This window comes from Thermotoga sp. Cell2, assembly GCF_000789375.1.
Taxonomy (GTDB): domain Bacteria; phylum Thermotogota; class Thermotogae; order Thermotogales; family Thermotogaceae; genus Thermotoga; species Thermotoga petrophila.
Genome location: NZ_CP003409.1, coordinates 798273 through 820515, shown reverse-complemented (window position 1 = coordinate 820515; position 22243 = coordinate 798273). Strand labels below are relative to the sequence as shown.

At 46.5% G+C, this 22243-nt stretch carries 20 protein-coding genes; 17 read left to right on the top strand and 3 right to left on the bottom strand.

The features are described 5' to 3' along the window. Positions 1-32: 32 nt before the first annotated feature. Genes CELL2_RS04195 through CELL2_RS04185 form a run of 3 tightly spaced genes read left to right on the top strand, consistent with a single transcriptional unit; the run spans position 33 to position 3543 of the window. The gene (locus CELL2_RS04195; RefSeq protein WP_029683624.1) at positions 33-1556 is read left to right on the top strand and encodes an ABC transporter ATP-binding protein; all 1524 of its coding nucleotides are present in this window, start codon (positions 33-35) and stop codon (positions 1554-1556) included. Further along, on the top strand, positions 1553-2587 hold the full coding sequence (locus CELL2_RS04190; RefSeq protein WP_012896130.1) for an ABC transporter permease: 1035 nt from the start codon (positions 1553-1555) through the stop codon (positions 2585-2587). The genes CELL2_RS04195 and CELL2_RS04190 overlap by 4 nt, the downstream gene beginning before the upstream one ends. After that, complete coding sequence (locus tag CELL2_RS04185; protein WP_008194051.1) at positions 2584-3543, top strand: ABC transporter permease; 960 nt, start codon at positions 2584-2586, stop codon at positions 3541-3543. The genes CELL2_RS04190 and CELL2_RS04185 overlap by 4 nt, the downstream gene beginning before the upstream one ends. Here the strand turns inward: CELL2_RS04185 and CELL2_RS04180 are convergent. Continuing rightward, positions 3525-4601 (bottom strand): TM0106 family RecB-like putative nuclease, encoded by a 1077-nt coding sequence (locus tag CELL2_RS04180; RefSeq protein WP_235231295.1) that lies wholly within the window; start codon positions 4599-4601, stop codon positions 3525-3527. The two genes, CELL2_RS04185 and CELL2_RS04180, sit on opposite strands and share 19 nt — an antisense overlap. A gap of 183 nt (positions 4602-4784) precedes the next feature. Between CELL2_RS04180 and CELL2_RS04175 the strand changes: the two genes are divergently transcribed. The 11 genes from CELL2_RS04175 (at position 4785) to xylB (ending at position 16167) form a co-directional block, all read left to right on the top strand. After that, on the top strand, positions 4785-5357 hold the full coding sequence (locus CELL2_RS04175; RefSeq protein WP_011943404.1) for a diguanylate cyclase domain-containing protein: 573 nt from the start codon (positions 4785-4787) through the stop codon (positions 5355-5357). Continuing rightward, positions 5358-6623, top strand: a complete 1266-nt coding sequence (gene murA, locus CELL2_RS04170) for a UDP-N-acetylglucosamine 1-carboxyvinyltransferase (RefSeq protein WP_011943403.1) — start codon at positions 5358-5360, stop codon at positions 6621-6623. It abuts the gene before it with no gap. Continuing rightward, positions 6604-7566, top strand: a complete 963-nt coding sequence (locus CELL2_RS04165) for a radical SAM protein (protein WP_011943402.1) — start codon at positions 6604-6606, stop codon at positions 7564-7566. Before murA ends, CELL2_RS04165 begins: the two co-directional genes overlap by 20 nt. Positions 7567-7673: 107 nt before the next feature. Further along, positions 7674-8810: an ROK family transcriptional regulator gene (locus CELL2_RS04160; RefSeq protein ID WP_012310775.1), complete on the top strand. Its 1137-nt coding sequence runs from the start codon at positions 7674-7676 to the stop codon at positions 8808-8810. Positions 8811-8820: 10 nt separating this feature from the next. After that, positions 8821-9354 (top strand): ROK family transcriptional regulator, encoded by a 534-nt coding sequence (locus CELL2_RS04155; RefSeq protein ID WP_256380513.1) that lies wholly within the window; start codon positions 8821-8823, stop codon positions 9352-9354. Then, positions 9252-10415, top strand: a complete 1164-nt coding sequence (locus CELL2_RS04150; RefSeq protein ID WP_012310774.1) for an iron-containing alcohol dehydrogenase — start codon at positions 9252-9254, stop codon at positions 10413-10415. Before CELL2_RS04155 ends, CELL2_RS04150 begins: the two co-directional genes overlap by 103 nt. Positions 10416-10427: 12 nt before the next feature. Further along, a complete protein-coding gene (locus CELL2_RS04145; RefSeq protein WP_038033257.1) occupies positions 10428-11381 on the top strand; it encodes an ABC transporter permease in 954 nt (317 codons plus the stop codon). 14 nt (positions 11382-11395) lie between these two features. Further along, complete coding sequence (locus tag CELL2_RS04140) at positions 11396-12115, top strand: polysaccharide deacetylase family protein (RefSeq protein ID WP_011943398.1); 720 nt, start codon at positions 11396-11398, stop codon at positions 12113-12115. Positions 12116-12139: 24 nt separating this feature from the next. Further along, entirely contained in the window at positions 12140-13111 is a 972-nt protein-coding gene (locus CELL2_RS04135) for a sugar-binding protein (RefSeq protein WP_011943397.1), read from the top strand. Positions 13112-13126: 15 nt separating this feature from the next. Next, positions 13127-14689, top strand: a complete 1563-nt coding sequence (locus CELL2_RS04130; protein ID WP_128080927.1) for a sugar ABC transporter ATP-binding protein — start codon at positions 13127-13129, stop codon at positions 14687-14689. After that, on the top strand, positions 14689-16167 hold the full coding sequence (gene xylB, locus CELL2_RS04125; RefSeq protein WP_011943395.1) for a xylulokinase: 1479 nt from the start codon (positions 14689-14691) through the stop codon (positions 16165-16167). Before CELL2_RS04130 ends, xylB begins: the two co-directional genes overlap by 1 nt. A gap of 21 nt (positions 16168-16188) precedes the next feature. Here the strand turns inward: xylB and CELL2_RS04120 are convergent, their stop codons facing one another. Beyond that, entirely contained in the window at positions 16189-16917 is a 729-nt protein-coding gene (locus tag CELL2_RS04120) for a DUF5131 family protein (protein WP_011943394.1), read from the bottom strand. Between the two features lie 158 nt (positions 16918-17075). On the opposite strand from CELL2_RS04120, the gene CELL2_RS04115 reads away from it, so the two are divergent. Genes CELL2_RS04115 through CELL2_RS04105 form a run of 3 tightly spaced genes read left to right on the top strand, consistent with a single transcriptional unit; the run spans position 17076 to position 20986 of the window. Continuing rightward, entirely contained in the window at positions 17076-19559 is a 2484-nt protein-coding gene (locus CELL2_RS04115) for an adenosylcobalamin-dependent ribonucleoside-diphosphate reductase (RefSeq protein WP_039446209.1), read from the top strand. A gap of 12 nt (positions 19560-19571) precedes the next feature. Further along, the gene (locus tag CELL2_RS04110) at positions 19572-20429 is read left to right on the top strand and encodes an acetamidase/formamidase family protein (protein ID WP_038033259.1); all 858 of its coding nucleotides are present in this window, start codon (positions 19572-19574) and stop codon (positions 20427-20429) included. A 2-nt stretch (positions 20430-20431) separates the two neighbouring features. Then, positions 20432-20986: a nitroreductase family protein gene (locus tag CELL2_RS04105; protein ID WP_011943391.1), complete on the top strand. Its 555-nt coding sequence runs from the start codon at positions 20432-20434 to the stop codon at positions 20984-20986. Positions 20987-21002: 16 nt separating this feature from the next. Here CELL2_RS04105 and CELL2_RS04100 read toward each other — a convergent pair whose 3' ends face one another. Continuing rightward, positions 21003-22100, bottom strand: a complete 1098-nt coding sequence (locus tag CELL2_RS04100; protein ID WP_038033261.1) for a KamA family radical SAM protein — start codon at positions 22098-22100, stop codon at positions 21003-21005. Positions 22101-22243: the final 143 nt, after the last annotated feature.

Below are 22243 nucleotides of genomic sequence, written 5' to 3'. Positions count from 1 at the left end.
GGAGTCCTCCCCCTCTTTTCAGGGGTGATCCGGTGGAGTACGCAGTTGTGATGAAGGGAATCGTTAAAAGGTTTCCAGGAGTTCTGGCAAATGATCACGTGGATCTCTTCGTCGAAAAGGGTGAAATCCACGCTATCGTTGGTGAAAACGGCGCTGGAAAAACCACTCTCATGAAACAACTCTACGGCCTCTTAAAGCCCGATGAGGGGGAAATCTACATAAACGGAAAAAGAGTAGAATTTTCTGGCCCCGCTGACGCGATAAAAAACGGTATAGGTATGGTTCACCAGCATTTCATGCTCGTTGACAACCTGACGGCTTACGAGAACGTGATCATCGGGATGGAACCAAGGAAAGGAATTCTTCTGGATAGGAAAAAGGCGAGAAAAGAAGTTAAAAAACTCTCGGAAGAGTACGGATTAACAATAGACGTCGATATGAAAATAGAGGACATGCCCGTGGGGTTGCAGCAGAGAGTAGAGATCATCAAGACACTCTACAGAGGAGCAGAGATTCTCATATTAGATGAACCTACTGCCGTCCTCACTCCACAGGAAACAGAGGAACTCTTCGAAGTCTTGAGACGATTGAAAAAGAGCGGGAAGACGATCATATTCATTTCGCATAAATTGAACGAAGTGATGGAGATCTCCGATAGAATCACCGTTATGAGACAGGGAAGGGTCACAGGAAACCTCATTACTTCACAAACCACACCACAGGAAATAGCGAGATTGATGGTGGGAAGGGAAGTCGTTCTCACGGTTGAGAAAAAGCCAAAAGAAGCCGGTGAAACACTCCTCAAAATAGAAGATCTCTGGGTCAAGGACAACAGGAAACTGGACGTTGTAAAGGGAGTTTCTTTCGAGGTAAAGAGGGGAGAGATAGTAGGGATAGCCGGTGTTGCTGGAAACGGTCAGTCCGAACTGGTAGAAGCGATCACAGGACTTCGCAGAGCGGAACGCGGAAGAGTCCTCTTCAGAGGTGAAGATATAACGGGATACGACCCAAAAAGATTGCGAGATCTCGGAATGTTCCACGTTCCAGAAGATCGACTCAAAAGAGGTTTGATAGTGGATTTTCCGGCATATTTCAACACCATTTTGGGAAGGCACATGATAGAGCCTTTCGTGAAGAGCGGTTTTCTCAACATGAAGGAAATAAAAAGATTTTCAAAACAACTTTTTGAAAAGTTCGATATCAGGCCGAGAAATATAGAACTCCTCGCGGGAAGTTTCTCCGGTGGGAATCAGCAGAAGATCATCGTTGCGCGTGAAATGAGTTTCTCCCCCGAGCTTCTCGTTGTGGCTCAACCGACACGTGGTCTGGACGTGGGTGCGATAGAATTCATTCACAAAACACTCGTATCGATGAGAGACGCAGGTGTCGGTGTTCTTCTCATATCCATGGAACTGGACGAAATCTTCTCGCTCAGCGACAGAATACTGGTTATGTACGAAGGACAGATAATGGGAGAAGTCAGACCGGAAGACACCACTCCAGAGGAAGTAGGGCTCATGATGGCAGGTAAAAGACTGGAGGAGATCAGAAGATGAACAACAGGGTGTGGTCATTTCTTGTCCCGTTCTTTTCGGTCATCATAGCACTTCTTATAGCAGCCGTGGTGATCATTCTGATCGGGCAAAACCCCGTGATAGCGTACAAAGCCATGATCGAAGGGGCTTTCGGAAATATCCAGGCTCTGGCCGATACGGTGATAAAAACCACGCCGCTCATCCTAACAGGACTCGCCGTTGGATTTGGTTTCAGAGCAGGGCTATTCAACATAGGAGCGGAAGGACAGATGATCATGGGAGGGATTCTGGCAACTGTCGTTGGAATGCACATGAGAGGAATACCGCCAGCACTCGCTATCCCTCTTACGATGATTGCCGGCATGCTGGGAGGTGCCGTCTGGGCCTCTATAGCCGGTTATCTGAAGGCAAAAACGGGAGCACACGAAGTTGTGTCAACCATAATGCTGAACTGGATTGCAACCTACATATCCTCTTACCTCATCACGGGACCACTGGCAGTGGGATCGGGTACTCCCAAAAGTCCAGAAATCGCTCCTTCTGCCAAACTTCCTCCTATCATTACAGTTGGCGCTTTAGAAATGACCTCCGGTATTCTGATTTCAATCCTTTCAGCGGTGGTTATATACATCGTTCTGGAGAAGACGAAAACTGGCTATGAGGTGAAAGCAGTTGGATTCAATCCGTACGCGGCAGAATATGGAGGAATAAACATCTCAAAGAACATCGTCATGTGTATGGCAATAAGCGGAGCGCTGGCGGGCCTTGCTGGAGCCCTGGAAGTGATGGGGTTACATCACAGGTTCCTAGGAACACTCTCCGGCGGAAAGGGTTTCGATGGAATCTCGATCGCGCTGATCGGACAAAACCATCCCATAGGCATCATCTTCGCCTCATTTCTCATAGCTGCTCTGCGAACTGGATCGAGCAACATGCAGTTCGTTGGGGTACCAAAACACATCGTCACAATCATACAGGGTATCGTCATATTCCTCGTCGCAGCCGACAGGATTGTTAAAACCCTTCTCAGGTTCAGGAAGGTGAAAAGATGAAAATACTGGAAGTGCTCTGGAACATTTTCTCGAATCCCCTCTTTTACAAGCTCACTCTCACAGCTTCCACTCCTCTTCTTTTCGCATCCCTTGGAGGTGTTTTCAGTGAAGTTACAGGGGTTGTGAACATCGCCCTTGAAGGAATAATGCTCCTTGGAGCGTTTTCTTCGGTGGTGATCACATACTACACCGGAAACGTGTGGCTCGGTTTCTTGCTTTCCATCCCCATAGGGATCGGATTTTCCTGGTTCCACGCCTGGGCGAGTATCAAATGGAGAGGTAACCAGATAGTGAGCGCGACGGCGTTGATACTGGTCGCGCAGGGTCTGACAGGTTTTCTCATGGAACCGATATTCGGTCAGCCGGGGCAGACACCTTATGTGGGTCGAATCGAAGAGATCACACTACCTGGAATTTCCTCCATTCCTTTCATCGGAGAAGCCATCGGAACCATCAGTCCAATAGTTCTCATAGCCTTCGCAATGGTCTTTTTTGCGTGGTTTTTGATCTACAAGACCCCACTGGGTCTCAGAATGAGGGCAGTAGGTGAAAATCCCGAGGCCGCCGATACTCTCGGTGTTGACGTCTTCAAAATAAGGTACTTCGGAGTTCTCATGAGCGGTGCTCTGGCGTCCATGGGAGGAGCGTTCCTTTCCATAGGAGAGGTCGGTAACTTCAGGGAACTCATGACGGGAGGAAGGGGCTTCATTGCCCTTGCGGCCATGATCCTTGGAAATTGGAATCCCATAGGTGCCATGTGGGCCTGCCTCATGTTTGGTATGTCAGAAGCTCTGGCCAATCAACTTCAGAGCAGTCCCATTCTCAACGTACCCGCTACGGCAAAACCGTTGTTCAATCTCTTTCCGTTCGTTGTTACCCTCGTTGTCGTGGCTGGCCTGATAGGAAGAACTAGACCACCAGCAGCCGATGGTGTTCCCTATGAAAAAGAAGAGTAAGACCTCATGAAATCCAGGACCAACTTCGTTGCCCTCACATCATCTTCGTTGTACAGGAGCATCTGCTTTAGAAGCTCCTCGTTTCTCGTTTTTTTCCATTTCTCATAAAGCCGCAGTATTTCATAACCATTCAGAGACGTTCTCCAATCGTACCCCAGATACTTAGCGATTCTTTTGAGTGAGTAGGACATAACCGGAAAAACGAAGTGATTCCTCAGAATTGAGAACACATCGAGAAAATTCATCCTTTTGTTTCTGCCGATCAATGAAATCAGCTTTCTCTTCTCTGGTCCATGATAATGGTAGAGAACACTTCCATCATCCAGAGAGTTCAAAAATGCGATCAGATCTTCTTGATCTTCTTCCAGAAAATATCTGTACTCATCACCTATTAAAAACCCATAGAGAAAATCACTCTCTTCCGCTGGATGATACTCTATGTCAACTATTGTTCCTTCTGGAAGATCTTCCGGAGGAGTTATCATTATCACTCTATTCTCGAGAAACGCCCTCGCCGCCATGATGAACCTTTTTCCCTTCTCTTTTCCAAATACCTTTTCCAGGATTCTCTGGTCCGCCCCTGCGAGATCTTCCAGCGTTTCTATACCCATTCCATAGAGAACCCTGTACGTTTCTTCTCCTATCCCGTTCACCAGAAGCAAACTCTTCTCTTCAAGAAGCTTCCCTTCGCAATCTTCGAGAAAATCACAGTATCTACAGTGTTTTCCCACTCTGGGATGAGGATCATCATCTAATGTCAACATTTCTCTCAAAACATCTTCGACGATGGGTATCAGATTTTTCCAGTTTTCCATCTTTCTTGAGAAGCTGTCGGATACGATCTCCACTCCAGAAACCTTCAGACCAGCTTTTGAGAAAACCAGGGCATGATAAGCGCTCTCAAGGATGTATTTGTCTTTAAACCTTTTTGCGTTCTTTCTTAGAATAATTCTCCATCCATCCCTTTCTTTCACAACCAGATCGGGATTTGAAACCAATCCATGACCCTCAAACTCACACACGATCACAGGATTTTCGAGAGGGAATCCAGCCTCCATTAACTCCTCCGAAAAATTCGGAGAAACCTCTTTTGAAATTTTTTTGAAAGGTAATATCGCCTTGGACACACCAAGAAATTTTCCATATCTTCGTAGCTTATTGTCATCGAATAATCCCTCCACAATTTCGACGTGGTAGAATATTTCTGAAGTTTATTATACTGACAATCGGAGGTGCTCAACATGGATGAACGCACGGAACTTTTGAAAAGAATAGAAGAGCTGGAAGAGAAGCTGCGGCAATGCCAGCAGAGAGAGCAGGAGCTCGAGGCTCTGATAGAAGAATACAACGAAGTCATGAAGAAACAATTCCAGGTGTTCGACGATTTCTTTGAAAAGCTGGGAACTACAAAAATGATCGATCCACTGACAAGAGTGTACGCGAAAGACCATTTCCTGAGACTCCTATCTTATCAACATCAGAGGGCCTTCGAAGAGAACACACCTTACACGATATTCTTTGTGAAAACAAAGGTATCTGAGAATGAAAGAGAAAAAGCGCTGATGAAGATAGGAAAAGTTCTCAAAGAATGCGTGAGGGTACCCTTAGATAGTGTGGGCAGATACTCCGATGATACTTTTGCACTCTTCGTAATCGGTGTTGGAAAAGAAACGGCTCCGAATATAGAAGAGAGAATAAAAAATCACATCGAAAGTATAGGAGACATCGAATACTCGATTGCATACAAAAGCTATCCTGAAGATTTCATGGATCTGGAAAAGGCGATCCTCGATCTTGAAAAGGCGGTGGCTTGATTGGGCAAACTGGTCGTTCAGGGTGGTACCGTTCTCGAAGGAGAAGTGGAGATATCGGGTTCAAAAAACGCTGCTCTTCCAATAATGGCAGCGGCGATTCTATGCGATGAAGAGATAATTCTCAAAAACGTACCGAGACTCCAAGATGTCTTCGTCATGATAGACATCCTGAGATCCATTGGATTCAGAGTGGAATTCGACGAGAACGAACTGAAGATCAAAAGAGAAAACGATATCTCACAGGAAGTACCTTACGAACTTGTCAGGAAGATGAGGGCGTCCTTCAACGTGCTCGGTCCGATCGCTGTGAGAACTGGAAGGGCGAAAGTTGCTCTTCCAGGCGGGTGTTCCATAGGTGTCAGACCTGTGGACTTTCATCTTGAAGGTCTCAAAAAAATGGGATTCTCGATAAAAGTGGAACACGGCTTTGTTGAAGCCACCTTTGAAAGAAGAACCGACCAGGTGACGATTACCCTTCCTTTTCCAAGCGTTGGTGCCACGGAACACCTGATGACCACAGCGGCTCTCCTGGAAGGCACTCGTGTGGTGATAGAAAACGCCGCCATGGAACCTGAAATCGTGGACCTTCAAAATTTCATAAACAGAATGGGTGGACGTATTGAAGGAGCCGGAACCAGCCGAATAGTGATTGAAGGCGTGGAGAAAATGCAGGGAGTTGAATACAGCATCATTCCCGATCGAATAGAAGCTGGAACGTACCTGGTAGCCATCGCAGCAAGTCGAGGAAAAGGTCTGGTGAAGAACGTGAACCCGGATCATCTCACGAACTTTTTTGAGAAACTAGAAGAAACAGGGGTAAAACTTAAAGTTTTTGGAAACGAAGTAGAGATCGAAATGAGAGAAAGACCAGAAGCGGTGGATGTTACAACGAATCCGTACCCTGGTTTTCCCACGGATCTCCAACCTCAGATGATGGCGTATCTATCGATAGCGTCGGGAGTCTCGGTTATAACCGAAAACGTCTTCAAAACGAGGTTCTTACACGTGGACGAGTTGAAAAGAATGGGAGCGGACATAGAAGTTTCTGGAAACGTTGCCATAGTGAAAGGAGTTGAAAAGCTCAGCGGTGCCCCTGTTGAGGGAACGGATCTCAGAGCAACCGCTGCCCTTCTCATAGCGGGAATCATAGCGGATGGTGTTACAGAGATAAGCAACGTTGAACACATATTCAGAGGTTACGAAGATGTCATAGACAAATTCAGCAAACTGGGAGCAAAAATCGAGTATGTCGAAAAAGAAAATTGAGAGAATAAAAGAGATCGAAACCACACTTTGGGACAACCTTGAAAAGTGCGAACTCTGTCCTCGAAAGTGTGGTGTTGATAGATACAGAACCACCGGAATCTGTGGACTGCCCGCCAGAGCGAAGATATCCAACGCGGTTCTTCACTTCGGTGAAGAACCTCCCATCTCTGGAAAAACGGGTGCGGGTACGGTGTTCTTCAGCGGTTGTAACATGAAATGTGTATACTGTCAAAACATGGGATTCAGCCAGAAAGGAATAGGAACAGAGGTTGAAGTGGAAGACCTTGCGGAGATATTCTTGATCCTGCAAAAACACGGTGCGAAGACCCTGAATCTTGTCACCCCCACACCACACCTTCCGTTCATAATCTCAGCCCTGAGAATCGCCATTGAAAATGGATTGAACCTTCCCATCGTCTACAACACCAGCGGATACGAAGACCTCGAGATTCTCAGACTTTTAGAAGGTGCCGTTGATATCTATCTTTCCGATGTGAGATATTCGGACAACGAAGCTTCTAAAAAGTACTCAAAAACCCCGGATTACTGGACAGTTGTTCAGAAGGCCATCATCGAGATGTTCAGACAGGTGGGTGTCTTCGACGAAGAAAAAATGAAAGGCCTCATTGTGAGAATTCTTGTTCTTCCTGGAAACGTGGTGGATTATTCTGAAATTTTTTCTTTCCTTTCAAGCCTGTCCACACGAATTCCTCTCTCCATAATGAATCAGTACATCCCTCACTTTGACGCCCAGAAATTTCCCGAAATAAGCAGAAAACTGAACCAGGACGAGTACGAAAAAATTTTAGAACTGGCTGAAAGATACGGTTTTACCGAAGGATGGTATCAATCTGAAGAAAAAGAGAGAGTGACCGCCAGAGGCCTGAAGGAAATCTCCGAAAAATTACAATTTTTAAGGTTAAAAACCCATAATTCCTATTAAGCAGTCGAAAATGGAGAAAACAACAGATATCCGACCTTGATTTTAAATTATTTCCCGCATATAATTAATGAGAAGATAATATTACGATCCAAAAGGAGGAATCGAAGTTGAAATACAACTCTCCGAGAATAAAAATCCTCAACAAAAAGAGCATCCTCAAGGTGATTCACGAAAACCATCCCATCTCCAGATCAGACATATCGGAGGTCACAGGGCTCACGCCGAGCAGTGTAACAAGACTCACGAAAGAACTCATAGATGAAGGTTATATAAGAGAGATCGGTACGATGGGGAAAAATTCTCCCGGAAGAAGAAGAATTCTCCTCGATCTAAGAAAGAACGCCTTTTTGAGTTTAGTCTTCGATATAGGAGTGAATATAACGACCTACGGTGTTGGATTTTTCGACGGAGAAGTAGAACCGAGGGGAACTTTCAACACACCGAGGGAACCAGTGGAATTCTTCAACATAGTCAAAGAAATCTACGAACGCATCTCAGGTGAATATAGAATTTCAAGAATCTCTCTTTCCGTTCCAGGAATGGTTGATATGGAAGAAAAGAAAATACTTCTCGCCCCAAACCTTGAGTGGGAGAATGTGAGTATAAAAGAACTCCTCAAAGTCGATGTTCCCGTTCTTGCGGACAACGAGGCGAATCTTTCCATGCTCGCCGAAAAGTACCACTCAGAAGATCTGAGAAACGTGAAAGAAGCCGTTTTTATCATCATAAGAGAGGGTGTTGGAGCGGGATTGATGATCGATGGAAAGATCTTCAGAGGTCCTTCTTTTACAGCGGGTGAAGCAGGGCACATGACAGTGAACATGTACTCCGACAGGCAGTGCCACTGTTCCAACTGGGGTTGCTGGGAACTCGTCTCTTCGATCAACTGGGCGATCGAGCAGTACGGGAAAGAACTCCCTGGAAAAAACGCAATAGAGAAATTCCAGGCGCTGAAGCAGAGAAACGATGCAAAAAGAATACTGATGAAATTTGCGGAAAACATAGCGGTCGGCATCGTGAACCTGGTGAACATATTGAATCCTGAACTCGTGATCCTTGGTGGGGAAGTCGTCGATCTTGGTGATAGTTTTCTCGATATTGTAAAAGACTTTGTCCATCAAAGAGCTTTGAAGGCCGCTGTGAAGGATCTGAAAATCAGAACCACAGAATTCAGAAACATCAGTTCCAACCTCGTGGGCGCGGCCGTACTGGCTGTCGAGGACATAATAGAAGAAGTCAAATAGTAGAGTTGAGATTGCAAAAAAGACGGGTCTTGCTCAGAGTGCGATCTGGAGAATCGTTGAGGAGTTGATTAACGAAGGTTTAATAGAAGAAAAAGGGATGGCAACGGGCCGAAGAAGACGGGCTGTGACATATGGGCCTACAAGATCGTTTGTCACAGCGATCATATACAACGTGGAAGTTCTTGAAACACTTGTGGCCGTAGGTTTCCTGGATGGAACCTGGAGAATTGTGGAAAGGTTTCCCACTCCAAGGGTATTTGAAGAATTCAAAGAAAAAGTGAAGGAATCTTACGAGAACATCCTCAGAACCCATACACTGAACGAGAGCATCTCAAAGCTGGTGTTTTCGCTTCCAGGAATAGTGAACACTGAAAAGAGACTGTTGATCCATGCACCGAACCTTGGCTGGAGAGATGTTGATTTTCAAAAGGAGGTGACAGTATGTTCAAAATTTCATCCTATCTTCCAACGGAGATCATTTTCAGGGTGGGAGCGGTGGACGAACTGGAAGAAAGGGCAAAAAAGCTCGGAAAAAAAGCATTGATTGTGACAGGGCGCTCCAGCACTAAGAAGACCGGCCTTTTGCAGAGAGTGGTAGATCTTCTCAAGAAAGCAGGAGTGGAAAGTTTCGTCTTCGACAAAATAATTCCCAACCCGATATCGGATCACGTCGATGAGGCTGCAGAAATCGTGAGAAAAGAGAAAATAGATTTCATCATAGGACTTGGTGGAGGAAGTCCAATAGACAGCGCAAAAGCGATTTCTATTACCGCTCCGAATGAAGGAAAATTCTGGGATTACGTTCCCGTAGGTGGTGGAAAGATTCCAGAAAAATCCATCCCCGTTGTTGCTATACCCACCACACACGGAACGGGAACCGAGGCAGATCCATTTGCGGTGATCACAAATCCCCAAACGAAAGAAAAAGTGGGAATAGGCTATAGAAACACCTTTCCCGTTCTCTCCCTTGTGGATCCTGAAGTGATGAAGACATTACCGAAAGACCAGACCGCGTACACCTCTATGGATGCGTTCTATCACGCTATAGAAGCCTTCCTCAACGTGAATGCGAATCCTTACTCGGATGTCCTCGCCCTGGACGCCATGAAAAGGATTGTGACATATCTCCCAGTTGCTTACGAGAACGGAGAAGATATGGAAGCCAGAACGAACCTCGCCTGGGCCAGTACTGAAGCAGGAATCACAGAGACTCTGACCGGTGTGATCGCAAACCACGCGCTGGAGCATGGTCTCAGTGGTTTCTATCCAGAAATCACCCATGGTCTTGGTCTGTGCATCACAGGTCCGTACCTGTTCGAATACATCTTCGATCACGCCTACGAGAGACTCGCCATCGTTGGAAGGGAAGTGTTCGGCGTTTACGAAACAGACGATAGAAAAGCTGGAAGGATCGCTATCAAGAAACTGAGAGACTTCCAGGAAATGTTCGGTCTCAACAAGAGACTCAGTGAACTGGGTGTGAAAAAAGAGGATATTCCAAAGATGGCAGAAACCGGCTACAGGATACTGAATGGAGTGGTTGTTGTAACTCCCGGTAACTTAACCGCGAAGGACATGGAAGAAATATTCAACAGGTGTTACTGAGGAGGAGATAGCTTGGCTTCGAAATTTAAGAAGAGAACTTTCAGAGAACTCGGCCCTTTAGTTGCTCTCGTCAGTCTGGCTGTCTTCACGGCTATCCTGAATCCCCGCTTTCTGACGGCATTCAATCTTCAGGCTCTCGGAAGGCAGATAGCGATCTTTGGCCTGTTAGCTATCGGTGAAACCTTTGTCATCATCTCCGGGGGAGGAGCCATCGACCTCTCCCCCGGTTCTATGGTGGCGCTCACAGGGGTAATGGTCGCCTGGCTCATGACTCACAGTGTTCCCGTGTGGATCTCTGTGATTCTCATTCTATTGTTTTCTATAGGAGCAGGTGCGTGGCACGGCTTGTTCGTCACAAAACTCAGGGTTCCCGCCTTTATCATCACCCTTGGAACACTGACAATCGCCCGAGGCATGGCAGCCGTGATCACAAAGGGATGGCCTATAATCGGACTCCCGTCTTCTTTTTTGAAAATCGGGCAGGGTGAATTTTTGAAGATACCGATCCCGGTGTGGATTCTCCTTGCAGTGGCTCTTGTGGCAGATTTCTTCCTCAGAAAGACCGTTTACGGAAAACACCTGAGGGCTTCCGGCGGTAACGAAGTCGCCGCAAGATTTTCCGGGGTGAACGTGGACAGGGTGAGAATGATAGCGTTCATGGTATCAGGGTTCCTTGCCGGTGTGGTGGGGATAATCATTGCGGCAAGGCTTTCTCAAGGGCAACCAGGTGTTGGTAATATGTACGAACTCTATGCCATAGCCTCTACCGTGATCGGTGGAACGAGTCTCGCGGGAGGAGAAGGAAGTGTTTTAGGAGCAATCGTAGGCGCGAGTATCATTAGTCTTCTCTGGAACGCTCTCGTTCTTCTCAACGTTTCGACGTACTGGCACAATGTAGTCATCGGAATCGTCATAGTTGTGGCAGTAACTCTCGACATATTGAGAAGGAGACTTGCAAGCAAATAACAGGTGGGTGGGTCATGAAAAGACTTCTGGTTTTTCTTTCGATCTTTTTGACAACAGTTTTGCTTTTTTCAATTGATTCAAAAGTGAACTCCAAGGAGGAAAACGGAGTGAAACTGGTGGCGCTCACTTTCGATGACGGTCCTGATGTAAAACTCACCTCCGCAGTACTGGACACTCTTGAAAAACACGGTGTTGTAGCTACCTTTTTCGTTGTGGGACAGAGGTTGAACGAAAGTACTCGAGCTATCCTCGAAAGAATGATATCCATGGGATGTGAAATAGGAAATCACTCGTGGAATTATGAACCACTTGACAAAAAAGATCCTGAGACGATAAAAGATCACATCGAACGCACGAACGAGCTTATCAAGAAATACGCAGGAAAAGAACCTCGATTCTTCAGGCCACCAAACTTGGCAGTGAGCGGTACCATGTTCGATGTGATAAACATGCCGTTTGTGAGTGGCGTTCTCGGTTACGACTGGGCAGGATGCGATAGAGATCCCCAAAAGATAGTAAACAACGTACTGAAAGGCGTAAGAGATGGTGCAATAATTCTTCTTCACGACGTACAGCCGGAGCCGCATCCGATCGTCGAAGTCCTGGAGATACTGATCCCAGAATTGAAAAAACGTGGATACGAATTCGTCACTCTGAGCGAGCTTTTCAAAAGAAAAGGAGTGAACCCTGAAGATCCGGTGTACAGAAAAAAGATGTGGGTGTATGTGGAATAAACCATCTTTCAAGGGGGTGTTATCATGAGGAAACTTCTGGTTTTTCTTTCGGTTCTCCTGGTTGCTGGTCTGTCGCTGGCTCTCACCATAGGTGTTATCGGAAAATCCGTCCATCCTTACTGGTCACAGGTGGAACAGGGTGTTAAAGCGGCGGGGAAGGCCCTCGGAGTGGATACGAAGTTCTTCGTCCCACAAAAGGAAGATATCAACGCCCAGCTTCAGATGCTCGAATCTTTCATAGCCGAGGGCGTGGACGGTATTGCGATCGCACCGTCCGATCCAACTGCAGTCATCCCCACCATCAAGAAAGCCCTTGAGATGGGTATTCCTGTTGTCACTCTCGATACAGACTCTCCAGACAGCGGAAGGTACGTCTACATCGGAACGGACAACTACCAGGCGGGTTACACAGCCGGTCTCATCATGAAGGAGCTCCTTGGAGGAAAGGGTAAGGTCGTCATAGGAACGGGTTCACTGACGGCTATGAATTCCCTTCAGAGAATCCAGGGGTTCAAAGACGCCATCAAGGATTCAGAGATAGAAATAGTCGACATTCTCAACGATGAAGAAGACGGTGCAAGGGCTGTGTCTCTGGCGGAAGCTGCCCTCAATGCCCATCCAGATCTCGATGCATTTTTCGGTGTGTACGCCTACAACGGACCTTCTCAGGCACTCGTGGTGAAAAATGCTGGAAAAGTTGGGAAAGTGAAGATCGTCTGTTTCGATACAACACCCGATATTCTTCAGTACGTGAAAGAGGGAGTTATTCAGGCAACAATGGGGCAGAGACCTTACATGATGGGATACCTGTCAGTCACAGTTCTTTATCTGATGAACAAGATAGGTGTTCAGAACACTCTGATGATGCTTCCGAAAGTCAAGGTTGATGGAAAGGTTGACTACGTGATCGACACAGGTGTTGACGTGGTCACACCAGAGAACCTCGATGAATATTTGAAGAAGATGGAAGAACTCGGAATTCCAATAAAATTCTGAAAAACACGAGGAGGGGTGTTTCCCCTCCTCGTTTTCAGGGGTGATCGAATGGAGATACTGAAAGCAAAGGGCATAGTGAAAAGATTCCCTGGAGTTGTGGCTGTGGACAACGTCGATTTTGAGGTTTACGAAAACGAGATTGTCTCTCTGATAGGTGAAAATGGTGCTGGTAAATCCACCCTCATAAAAATTCTGACGGGTGTCCTCAAACCTGATGCGGGAGAAATTCTGGTCAACGGCGAAAGGGTAGAATTTCACTCTCCGGTCGACGCGTTCAAAAAGGGTATAAGTGTTATCCATCAGGAACTGAACCTGTGTGACAACATGACTGTGGCGGAAAACATCTTTCTCGCCTATGAAGCTGTCAGAGGACAGAAAAGAACCCTTTCCAGTAGAGTTGATGAGAACTATATGTACACAAGATCTAAAGAACTGCTCGATCTCATCGGCGCCAAATTCTCTCCAGACGCTCTGGTGAGAAATCTCACCACCGCCCAGAGACAGATGGTGGAGATATGTAAGGCACTGGTTAAAGAACCCAGGATCATCTTCATGGATGAACCCACATCATCTCTCACTGTCGAAGAGACAGAAAGACTCTTCGAAATCATAGAAATGTTGAAAAGTAGAGGTATTTCTGTCGTTTTCGTTTCACATAGACTGGACGAAGTTATGAGGATAAGTGACAGGATCGTTGTGATGAGAGACGGAAAAAGAGTCGGCGAGTTGAAAAAAGGAGAATTCGATGTGGACACGATCATAAAAATGATGGTAGGACGTGAAGTGGAGTTTTTCCCACACGGAATTGAGACCAGACCCGGAGAAATTGCACTCGAAGTCAAAAACCTGAGATGGAAGGATAAAGTGAAGAATGTTTCTTTTGAAGTGAGAAAGGGAGAAGTTCTGGGATTCGCGGGACTTGTGGGGGCTGGAAGAACTGAAACGATGCTCTTGGTGTTCGGAGTGAATCAAAAGGAATCTGGAGACATATACGTTAACGGAAGGAAAGTTGAAATAAAAAATCCGGAAGATGCCATAAAGATGGGGATAGGACTCATTCCTGAAGACAGAAAACTTCAGGGACTCGTTTTGAGAATGACTGTGAAGGACAACATCGTGCTCCCATCACTGAAAAAAATCAGCAAATGGAGGCTCGTGCTCGATGAAAGAAAAGAAGAAGAGATCTCAGAAGACTATGTAAAAAGACTCTCCATAAAAACGCCTTCCATTTATCAAATAACAGAAAATCTATCGGGCGGAAACCAGCAGAAAGTGGTCCTTGCCAAATGGCTCGCCACGAATGTGGATATTCTGATCTTCGACGAACCAACACGCGGAATAGACGTTGGTGCAAAGGCAGAAATACACAGAATGATCAGAGAACTCGCCGCACAGGGAAAAGCTGTGATCATGATCTCTTCGGAACTCCCAGAAATACTGAATCTCAGCGATAGAATAATCGTCATGTGGGAAGGTGAAATCACAGCCGTTCTGGACAACAGAGAGAAAAAAGTCACCCAGGAGGAAATAATGTACTACGCATCTGGACAGAAAAAACAGAACGGGAGGGTCGCATAATGAACCTGTACGTGGGACTCGATGTGGGAACGACCGGCGTCAAGGGAATTCTTGTGAACGAGAAGGGAGAGATTCTCGCTACTGCGAACGAAAGACTAATGATGCTCACTCCTCAGCCCGCCTGGGCAGAGCAGGATCCCTTCTCCTGGTGGGAGGCGGTGAGAAAAATACTGAAAAACCTCTCCGACAGATCGAAAGAAATGGGCGGCAAAATAAGAGCGATCTCCACCAGCGGGCAGATGCACAGTCTTGTAGCAATAGATGACAACGGTAAAGTCCTGAGAAATGCCATCCTCTGGTGCGATCAGAGAACATACAAAGAGTGTGAAGAAGCCACCCAGATCCTCGGCGGAGAGGAAAACGTTCTCAAGCTCGTCGGAAATCCTATTTTGCCCGGTTTCACACTCCCAAAAATACTCTGGATCCGAAAGCATGAACCTGAGATCTACGAAAAAATCTCAAAAATCATGCTTCCGAAAGATTTCATAAACTACATGCTCACCGGTGAGGTGAAAACGGAGCATTCCGACGCCTCCGGAACGGTGATGTACAGTGTGTCAAAGATGGAATGGAACAAGGACGTATTGAAAGAACTCAACATACCGGAAAGTGTTCTTCCAGAGATAATACCGTCGAACGGCGTGGTTGGAAATGTGAAACCCGAAGTAGCGTCGGATCTCGGTCTCTCCGAAGACACGCTTGTGATAGGCGGAGGAGCCGACAACGCCTGTGCAGCTCTTGGAATAGCCGTCGTAGAACCGGGTGACGTGATGGTGAGTCTCGGTACTTCAGGAACCGTTCTGGCACCCACAAAAGGGAATCAGCCCGATCCAAAGGGTAGAGTACATTTCTTTGCACACACCGTTCCAGAAACAAGATACCACATGGGTGTGATGCTCTCCGCTACCTATTCACTGGAGTGGTTCAAGGAAAAATTCCTGAGCGAAGATTACGAAACAATCAACGAAGAGGTGGATAAAATTCCTGCAGGATCAAACGGGATAATCTTCCTGCCGTATCTCAACGGTGAAAGGACACCACACAGAGATCCATTCGCGAGGGGTGTTTTCTTCGGTATATCCTCGTACAACACCAAGTGGGATATGGTGAGAGCCATATTCGAAGGCGTTGCCTTCGGTATCAAAGATTCGTTCGATATACTGAGAGAACTCAAGGTGGTTCTCAACAGTGTGAGAATTACAGGAGGAGGTTCAAAGAGCAGGGTATGGAACAAAATGCTCGCAGATATGACAGGATTGAGAATACAAAAACCAGCCGTGGATGAAGGGGCGTCTTACGGTGCAGCGATCCTCGCAGTGTCTGGCTCAATGGGAGAAAATCCCGCGAAAATTTCGAAAGAGTGGTTCCGCGTGAAGAGTTACACTGACCCTGCTGTTGAAAACACAGAAACCTACGAAAAACTACACGAGAAATTCAAAAAACTCTACACATCTCTCAAAGAGATGTTCAGATCTTGAAAAGAGGGCGCTCTGCCCTCTTTATTGAAAGAGTTCAAGTAGTTCTTTTCGAGTTCTTTCGAAGTACTCATTCTCAAGTGCCCAGGAAAACCCTAGTTTTTCGTAAAAATCCTTCACACGCCATCGATAGTGCATGTCGTCGATAAACACGCAATCCACGTGAGGTTTCAACACGCTCGCCAGCTTTTTCGGGTTCATGGGAAGCATGGGACTGATGAAAACACAGGTCCTTATTCCATTTTCTTTCAGCACCTTCAAAACCTCCACTCTCTCCTCTATGGAACTCGCGTTGGGCTCGAACATCTTCCGGATTTCGTCGTCATCAGTTGTGACGCTGAGTCCAACCGAGATTCTTCTCATCTTCTTAAACAGGTCCAGGTCCCTTAAAACGAGTGTGGATTTTGTGAGAATCATCACCTCGATTTCCAGAAGCGGGAACTCCAGAAAGACTTCGAGACATCTTCGAGTGAGCTTGTACTCTTTCTCGATAGGTTGATACGGATCACACATGGTGCTCATGAAAACGTGGTGTGGTTTCTTCTTGATGATATCTTTTCTGAGAACTTCGGCTATGTTTCGTTTCACGATGATTTCTGACTTCCAGTTCATCTCTCTGTATCGCCGTGCGTAATCACTGGCGTAACAGTACACACAGGCATTGGTACAGCCCACGTAAGGGCTGAGAGTGTACCTTCTTTTCGATTCGGAATAAGTCAGTGCGCTCTTAACATTTATCTCTTTTACTCTCATCTTCAAAAGGATACCATGGGAAATTCTTTAGAAATTTTCCGATACTGTTTCAGAATATCCACCGGGATGGTGATGTATAATTTCTCGGGAAACCCTACCAAATGTTGAATCGCTGTGAAAAAATACACAATATGTTGTTAAAAAATAGGAGGGAGAGCATGAAGTTGTCCGATTTGATCTCAAAGTGGATCGATGTTGAACCTTCAAAAAATGCTCAGATAATCCTCAGAGACAGGTATTTCATGAAGGATCTGGATGGGAATTATCTGGAAACGAAATGGGAAGACGTGGCAAGAAGGGTGGCAAGAGTTGTAGCAACGGCAGAGCTTCTGAACCCATCGTACAAGAAGAACGAAAAACTCGACAGAATAAAAGAATGGGAGGATACCTTCTTCAGAGTTTTGAAAGCGAGGATCTTCATTCCAAACAGTCCCACCCTCTTCAACGCAGGACTCGGGGTGAAGCACGATCTCCTGTGGAAGCCCATCGATCAGATGACACTGGAAGATTACGAAGAAATTTACAGATCGAGAAACCATCTTCATATGCTCTCCGCGTGCTTCGTAGTACCCGTTGGCGACAGCATCGAAGAGATCTTTGAAGCGGTGAAAGAGTACGCACTCATAACGAAAGTGGGAGGAGGAGTGGGGAGTAACTTTTCTGAGTTGAGGCCGAAGGGCAGTTTTGTGGCAGGCACACACGGAAAAGCGTCCGGTCCCGTTTCTTTCATGCACGTTTTCAACTCCGCCATCTCCGTTGTGAAACAGGGTTACAGAAGACGCGGGGCACTGATGGGCATCTTGAACATAAACCATCCCGACATAGAAGAATTCATAGACGCAAAGAAAGAAAACACGGGAGAAGCGGTGCTGAACTTCTTCAACCTCTCTGTTGGATTTCCAATGGACAAGAAAGAGATTCTGAAACTCTACGAAGAAGACGGTGAACTCGAGCTTTCTCATCCAAGAAGCACGATCAGGAAGAAGGTTAAGATCAGAGAACTCTTCAGAAAGATCGCTACAAATGCCTGGAAGAGTGGAGACCCGGGACTTGCCTTCCTCGGAGAGATGAACAAATACTATCCACTCTACCCGCACAGAAAGATCAACTCGACCAATCCGTGCGGTGAAATCGGGCTTTCAGATTACGAAGCCTGCAACTTCGGTTCCATCGATGTTGCAAAGTTCTATAACAATGGTTTTGTGGATTTAGAAGCGCTTCAGGAACTCGTCCAGATAGCCGTTCGTTTCCTCGACAACGTCATCGATGTGAACGTGTTTCCAATAGACAAGATCACAAAAGCAGTCAAAGAGAGCAGAAGGCTCGGTCTTGGAATAATGGGATTTGCCGATCTCCTCTACAAGCTCGAAATTCCTTACAATTCTCAGGAAGCTCGTGATTTCGCGGCCAATCTCATGGCTTTCATAGCGCTCCAAGCACACAGAACTTCCTATGAACTCGGAAAAGAAAAAGGGAACTTCCCGCTCCTTGAGATCTCGAGGTACAGAACGGAAGACAACTTCGTGCCTTTCGCTATGGGTATGAGCAACTACGACGATGAAATAAGAGAAGTCATGAAGATGACAAAAGAGTTCAGAAGAAACGTCGCTCTTCTGACGATCGCACCCACCGGTTCGATCTCGAACATAGCAGACACTTCGTCAGGATTGGAACCAAACTTCCTCCTCGCATACACCAGATTCGTGACGAAGGAAGACGGGACGAAAGAGCCTCTTCTCTACGTGAACCAGGTGCTCAGAGAGAAATTGAATCCGGAGATCCTCAAGAAGATAGAGAAAGAACTCATAGAGAAGGGAAGCTTGAAGGATATCCCGGATGTTCCAGAGAAGATAAAGAAGGTCTTCGTAGTCGCACTCGATATAGATCCAATGGATCACCTCCTCATGCAGGATGCCTTCCAGAGGTACGTTGATAACAACATCTCCAAAACGATCAACATGCCTCAGAGCGCAACCGTGGATGATGTTCTCAACGTGTACCTTGAAGCCCTCAGAACAAACGTTAGGGGCATCACCGTGTACAGAGATGGCTCTCTGCAAACGCAAGTGCTGACGAAAGCCTTGAAGACACCGGAGGCTCCAAAGGTCCAGTTCTTCGTCGTCGATGAGAAGCTGAAGCTCCACCCAAGACCGAGAAAAGATACTCTCAGAAGTGTCACAAGGAAGTACAAGAGGCCCGATGGTACCACTTACATAACGATATCTTTCGACGACACGGGAGAAGCAGTGGAGATATTCATTTCCAACGGCAGTGAAATGGCCGAAGCGATAGGAAGACTCTCTTCAGTAGCGCTCAGAGCTGGAGTTTCAATAGATGAAATAGTGGAACAGCTTTCGAAGGTGAAAGGAGAATACTGCAAGGGTCTCGCCGAAGAAATCAAGAAAGCGCTTGAAGACTTCGCAAAACTGTGGCTCAGAACGGGTAAAGAGGCACCAGAGAGCGAGGAAGAGCCGATCGAAAGAGAAAAGTTCATAGTGGCGCACAACCTCAGATGGCAAAGCGGTTACTACGTGGATGACGAAGGAAACGTGTACTGTCCCGTTTGTCTCTCAAAGAATTCCCTGATAAAGCAAGAGGGATGCGTGAGCTGTAAGAACTGCGGCTGGTCAAAGTGTGAGTGAGGAGATGAGAGCATGAAGGTTGTGCCAGCCCAGAGGTGTGTATACTCGTTTTCAGCGAACATGGCACCCGTAGAAGAGGTATACCCTGGTGAACAGGTCGTGTTCGAAACACTCGACGCACTCGGTGGTAGTTACGATAAAATCGATTTTTCGAAGGTGAATCCAGCGACGGGACCTGTATTTGTCAACGGTGTAAAGCCCGGAGACACACTGAAGGTTCGGATAAAGAGGATAGAACTTCCTCGAAGAGGAGTGATCGTAACTGGCAAGGGGTTCGGAGTTCTCGGTGACGAAGTAGAGGGTTTTCACACAAAAGAACTGGAAATAGAGAAATGGGCCGTTCTGTTCGATGGTGTGAGGATTCCAATTCATCCGATGGTAGGAGTGATCGGTGTCGCACCTCAGGAAGGAGAGTACCCAACGGGAACGGCCCACAGACATGGGGGAAACATGGACACGAAAGAGATAACAGAGAACGTCACGGTGCACCTTCCAGTGTTCCAGGAAGGTGCACTTCTTGCTCTGGGAGACGTCCACGCAACGATGGGAGACGGAGAAGTGTGCGTCTCCGCGTGCGAAGTCCCTGCAAAAGTGGTTGTGGAGATCGATGTATCCAAGGAAGAAATCAAATGGCCCGTGATTGAAACGAACGATGCCTACTACATCATCGTTTCTCTTCCAGATATCGAAGAGGCTCTGAAAGAAGTCACACGCGAAGCGGTGTGGTTCATCCAGAGGAGGAAAACCGTTCCCTTCACAGATGCCTACATGCTTGCCAGTCTCTCCGTCGATGTGGGTATCTCTCAGCTCGTGAATCCCGCTAAGACTGTGAAGGCTCGCATTCCAAAATACATCTTCACGGGGGTATGAGGATGCTCTACGACCTTGCAAAACAGCGAAAGACCGTGAGAAAATTCAGAGAAGAAAAGCCTTCCATTGAGAAGTTGATGTACTGTCTGAAGATGGCGAACGAGGCTCCCTCGGGAATGAATGCTCAACCCTGGAGATTTCTCGTCGTAGAAGATGAAGAAATGAAAAGACAAATCAGGGAAACCTGTGAAAAGGCCGAGAAAGACTTCTACGAAAACGTGAGAGGAAAACTTAAAGAATGGCTCAACGAAAACAGTTTCAACTGGAAAAAACCCTTTCTCGAAGAAGCACCATATCTTCTGCTCGTGTTCTCAAAAAAAGACGCACCCTATTCGAGAGAATCTGTCTGGCTCGCGATCGGATATCTTCTCCTCGCATTGGAAGAACAGGGACTTGGAACCGTCCCGTACACACCGCCGAATCCAAATGAAATAGCAAAAATCGTGAACACACCATCAGATTTGAGATTTGAGGTAATACTCCCGGTTGGATACCCGGACGATCCGAAACCCAAGTATCCAAGAGAAGAAGTGAAAGTGAGTTTCAACCACTTTTAATCTCCGGCAGGGGGATTCACACGGTGTATTCTTCCAAAAGTTCACTGTAGTCGTCGAACCAGAGCGCCTGGGAATTCCTCTTGTACACCATGACTTTTCTTCTATTCTTCTCATCGTGTGCTCTATGGTATTTGAAAACGATGAAATTTTTCGTGAGGGCTGCGATTTCTATCTTCCCTGTTCTGTGAGACATAACGTATCTGACCCGCTTGGCGACACCAGATATGTTCGAAATCGCTTTCGTGAAGATCTCGTAACCCTCTTCAATCGGAACGGCGAATTTCCTGTTTCCAGAAACAGGCCTGTTCTGGAACACGTAGTAGGGAGTCACTCCAACAAAGGAAAGTCTGTCCAGAAGCTCACCGAGCACTTCAGGATCGTCGTTTATTCCCCTCAGAAGAGGAGTCTGATTGCAAAGCACCGCTCCTGCGTCTTTCAAAAGATTCACCGCTTCTATCGCTTCCCTGGTCAGTTCCCGGGGGTGGTTGAACTGTGTCATCACGTATATCTTCTTCTCTTTTGTGCTGTACTTTCTGATCATCTTCAACAGATCCGGATCGTCTATTATTCTGTAAGGGTTAAACGCTGGTATCTTGCTACCTATTCTGATAATTTGAACGTGATCTATCTCTCTCAAGGAACTCACTATCTTTTCCAGCTTTTCTGTCGATAAAAGCAGCGGATCTCCTCCCGTGAGCAAAACGTTCGTTATCTCTTTGTGAGTGCGGATGTAATCGAGTTGAGGTGTGATGTCTCGTATGACTTCGGCTCCAACGTTTATGAAGAGTCTCTTCCTGAAACAAAATCTGCAAAATCCACCACAAACATCGTTCACAAGAAAGAGGGCCGTGTCCGGGTATTTGTGCTGAAGCCCCTTTGCAACGGTGTAAGATTTTTCGTTAGAAGCATCCAGCGTTCCCCATTCTTCTAGCTCGTCCTCCTCGGGTACTATGATCTTCCTGATAGGGTCATCAGGGTCTGACCAGTCTATGAGACTCAAGTAATAAGAGTTGGCTCTGAATCGGTACTTTTCCTCTACCCTCTTCAACCTCCCTCTTTCTTCAGGAGACAATTGTTCCACCTGTGTTATGCTGGTGTAGTATTTCACCTTCAATCGAATCACCTCCTGATTTTTGTTTTAACAAAGTTATATTTTCAAAAAATCGAAGAACTCAGCTTCGACGAATACGACATCTGCCATCCATTTTCATTATACCATAATACGGTATAATCGGAGAGCACGATGAATACTGAGAA

Excerpts from the sequence above, each read along its gene's own strand:
- CELL2_RS04150 (WP_012310774.1), top strand. The coding sequence starts at position 9,252 with ATGTTCAAAATTTCATCCTATCTTCCAACGGAGATCATTTTCAGGGTG.
- CELL2_RS04135 (WP_011943397.1), top strand. The coding sequence starts at position 12,140 with ATGAGGAAACTTCTGGTTTTTCTTTCGGTTCTCCTGGTTGCTGGTCTG.
- CELL2_RS04105 (WP_011943391.1), top strand. The coding sequence starts at position 20,432 with ATGCTCTACGACCTTGCAAAACAGCGAAAGACCGTGAGAAAATTCAGA.
- CELL2_RS04115 (WP_039446209.1), top strand. The coding sequence starts at position 17,076 with ATGAAGTTGTCCGATTTGATCTCAAAGTGGATCGATGTTGAACCTTCA.
- CELL2_RS04190 (WP_012896130.1), top strand. The coding sequence starts at position 1,553 with ATGAACAACAGGGTGTGGTCATTTCTTGTCCCGTTCTTTTCGGTCATC.
- CELL2_RS04120 (WP_011943394.1), bottom strand. The coding sequence starts at position 16,917 with ATGAGAGTAAAAGAGATAAATGTTAAGAGCGCACTGACTTATTCCGAA.
- CELL2_RS04185 (WP_008194051.1), top strand. The coding sequence starts at position 2,584 with ATGAAAATACTGGAAGTGCTCTGGAACATTTTCTCGAATCCCCTCTTT.
- xylB (WP_011943395.1), top strand. The coding sequence starts at position 14,689 with ATGAACCTGTACGTGGGACTCGATGTGGGAACGACCGGCGTCAAGGGA.
- CELL2_RS04165 (WP_011943402.1), top strand. The coding sequence starts at position 6,604 with ATGTCGAAAAAGAAAATTGAGAGAATAAAAGAGATCGAAACCACACTT.
- CELL2_RS04175 (WP_011943404.1), top strand. The coding sequence starts at position 4,785 with ATGGATGAACGCACGGAACTTTTGAAAAGAATAGAAGAGCTGGAAGAG.
- CELL2_RS04140 (WP_011943398.1), top strand. The coding sequence starts at position 11,396 with ATGAAAAGACTTCTGGTTTTTCTTTCGATCTTTTTGACAACAGTTTTG.
- CELL2_RS04110 (WP_038033259.1), top strand. The coding sequence starts at position 19,572 with ATGAAGGTTGTGCCAGCCCAGAGGTGTGTATACTCGTTTTCAGCGAAC.
- CELL2_RS04180 (WP_235231295.1), bottom strand. The coding sequence starts at position 4,601 with ATGGAGGCTGGATTCCCTCTCGAAAATCCTGTGATCGTGTGTGAGTTT.